The sequence below is a fragment of the Mesorhizobium sp. M7A.F.Ca.CA.001.08.2.1 genome (assembly GCF_003998455.1).
GTDB lineage: Bacteria > Pseudomonadota > Alphaproteobacteria > Rhizobiales > Rhizobiaceae > Mesorhizobium > Mesorhizobium ciceri.
This window is the reverse complement of the sequence record NZ_RZPW01000738.1, coordinates 1-3,064: the sequence shown is the minus strand read 5'-3', so window position 1 is coordinate 3,064 and position 3,064 is coordinate 1. Positions and strand designations below refer to the sequence as shown.

3 protein-coding genes are annotated in these 3,064 nt (G+C 63.2%); all 3 read right to left on the bottom strand.

Annotation, left to right across the window (positions count from 1 at the left end; all coding sequences use genetic code 11):
- Positions 1 to 518, bottom strand: a 518-nt coding sequence (truB, locus tag EN914_RS29990; protein ID WP_127389466.1) for a tRNA pseudouridine(55) synthase TruB, incomplete at its 3' end; no start/stop codon positions are given.
- On the bottom strand, positions 518 to 958 hold the full coding sequence (gene rbfA, locus EN914_RS29985; RefSeq protein ID WP_024503464.1) for a 30S ribosome-binding factor RbfA: 441 nt from the start codon (positions 956 to 958) through the stop codon (positions 518 to 520). The genes rbfA and truB, both read right to left, overlap by 1 nt.
- Positions 959 to 1,083: 125 nt before the next feature.
- The coding region (gene infB / locus EN914_RS29980; protein ID WP_127389465.1) for a translation initiation factor IF-2 at positions 1,084 to 3,064 on the bottom strand (1,981 nt) is incomplete at its 5' end.

Below are 3,064 nucleotides of genomic sequence, written 5' to 3'. Positions count from 1 at the left end.
ACCTCGAAAACAGTATGGTCGGCGCCATGCTCGACAACGTCCAGACGGCCGATCTCGATCTCTCGCGCGGGTATGTCGACCGTCGCGCCGTCGCGGGCCAGATCATAGGCGCGCTCGCCTGCGATCTTGATCGCCGAGAATTGCGGCGGCGTCTGCATGATGACGCCGGTGTATTTCGGCAGCAGGGCGAGCACTTGGGCTTCCGACGGACGCAGGTCGGATTCTTTCGTCACCGGACCTTCGAGGTCATCGGTCGAACGCTCCTGTCCCCAGGCAACGGTGAAGCGATAGATTTTGGCGCCGTCCTGCACGTAAGGCACGGTCTTGGTCGCCTCGCCAAGCGCGATCGGCAGCATGCCGGACGCCAGCGGGTCGAGCGTGCCTGCATGGCCGGCCTTTTCCGCCTGGAACAGCCATTTGATCTTGGAGACGGCTTCGGTCGAGCCCATGCCGACCGGCTTGTCCAGGATCAGCCAGCCCGAGATCGGCCGGCCCTTCTTCTTGCCGCGACGCGCCACTATTCGGTGTCCTTGTTGTCGTCTTTGTCCTGGTCTGCGTTTTCCTGGTCCTCAGGACCCAGATCGCGCGCCACTTCCGGCGATTTCAAGAGGTCGTTGATCCTGGCAAAATTGTCGAAGGAGGTGTCGAGCTTGAAGCGGAACTCCGGCATGAACTTCATCTGCCGCAGCGCGCCGGAGACACGGCCACGGACGAATTTCGCATGCTTGTTCAGCGCCTCGACCACCGCATCGGCATCTTTGGCGCCGAGCGGCGAGACGAAAGCGGTAGCGACCTTCAAATCGGGCGACATGCGCACTTCCGAGACCGACACCACGGTGTTCTCGATCAGCGGATCGATGATCTCGCCGCGCTGCAGGGTTTCGGATAGCGCATGGCGCACCTGTTCGGCGACGCGCAGCATGCGCTGGGATGGGCTGGATGCGGTTGGACGGGGCATTTTTCTCAATCCTGAAAGCGTGAGGCGCGGGATGGAACCGTGCCGCATGTCTCATATGGGCATTCTCAATAGACTTGGGGCGGCGGCCTTTCGACCACCGCCCGGTATGGACAAGTCACTCGAACTCAGAGTGTCCGGGTCACCATCTCGACGCGGAAGCACTCGATGACGTCGCCGACGCGCATGTCCTCGTAGTTCTGGAAGGCCATGCCGCACTCCTGGCCGCCGGGGACTTCCGAAACTTCGTCCTTGAAGCGCTTCAGCGTCTTCAGCGTGCCTTCGTGGATGACGACGTTGTCGCGGATCAGGCGCACGCCCGCACCACGCTCGACCTTGCCTTCGGTGACACGGCAGCCGGCGATCTTGCCGACCTTGGTGATGTCGAAGATTTCGAGGATCTGCGCATTGCCGATGAAGGTCTCGCGACGTTCCGGCGACAGCAGGCCCGACAGAGCCGCCTTCACGTCATCCACAAGGTTGTAGATGATCGAGTAGTAGCGGATCTCGATGCCAGCCGCCGCAGCAGCGGCACGTGCCTGGACGTTGGCGCGGACGTTGAAGCCGATGATCGCGGCACCCGAAGTCTCGGCCAGCGACACGTCGCTTTCGGTGATGGCGCCGGCACCGGCATGGACGATGCGTGCACGAACCTCGTCGGTGCCGAGCTTATCGAGTGCGGCATTGATCGCCTCGATCGAGCCCTGCACGTCGCCCTTGATGACCAACGGGAATTCCTTCAGCCCGCTTGTCTGCAATTGCGACATCATCTGCTCGAGCGAACCGCGCTGGCCGGCATGCTTGGCAACCGCCTTCTCGCGCGCCAGACGCTGGCGGTATTCGGTGATCTCGCGGGCACGGGCCTCGTTGTTGACCACGGCGAAGCGATCGCCGGCCTGCGGGGTGCCCTGCAAGCCAAGCACTTCCACCGGCATCGCCGGCGGCGCTTCCTTGATCTGCACGCCACGATCGTTGACCAGCGCACGCACCCGGCCCCATTCATTGCCGGCAACGAGGATGTCGCCCGGCATCAGCGTGCCGGTCTGCACCAGCACGGTGGCAACGGGACCACGGCCCTTGTCGAGCTGGGCCTCGATGACGACGCCTTCGGCGGTACGGTCCGGATTGGCTTTCAGGTCGAGAATTTCGGCCTGCAGCAGGATCGCCTCAAGCAGTTTGTCGAGATTGGTGCCCTTGGTCGCCGATACTTCGACGTCCAGAACTTCACCGCCCATGGATTCGACGAAAACCTCGTGGCGCAGCAGTTCGGAGCGCACCTTCTGCGGATCGGCATCATGCTTGTCGATCTTGTTGATCGCCACGATGATCGGAACGCCGGCCGCCTTGGCATGGCTGATCGATTCGATCGTCTGCGGCATGACGCTGTCATCGGCCGCAACCACCAGGATGGCAATATCGGTCGCCTGGGCGCCACGAGCACGCATCGCCGTGAAGGCGGCGTGGCCGGGCGTGTCGATGAAGGTGATCTTGTGACCATTCTTCTCGACCTGGTAGGCGCCGATATGCTGGGTGATGCCGCCGGCTTCGCCGGAGACGACATTGGCGTTGCGGATCGCGTCGAGCAGCGAGGTCTTGCCATGATCGACGTGACCCATGATCGTCACGACCGGCGGACGCGAAACCAGGTCCTCGGCATTGTCGGCGATGTTGAACAGGCCTTCCTCGATGTCGGACTCGGCGACGCGGCGGACCGTGTGGCCGAATTCGGTGGCGACCAGCTCGGCCGTGTCGGCGTCGATGACGTCGCCCGGCTTCAGGATCTGGCCCTGCTTCATGAAGAACTTGACCAGGTCGACCGCGCGCTCGGACATGCGTTGCGCCAGTTCCTGGATGGTGATGGTCTCTGGCAGGATCACTTCGCGCATGACTTTCTCGCGCGGCTCATTGTGCATCGCGCGCTTGAATTTTTCCTGGCGGCGACGCATCGACGACAGCGAACGGGCTCGCGCATCTTCGTCGGACAATGCCGAATTCAGCGTCAGCTTGCCACGGCGGCGATCTTCCTCGCTCTTGGTCGGCTTGGCCGGACGCGCCACTTCAGGCGTGACCGGACGGCGCACCGGTGCGCCGGCGCCAACCCGCTTCGGC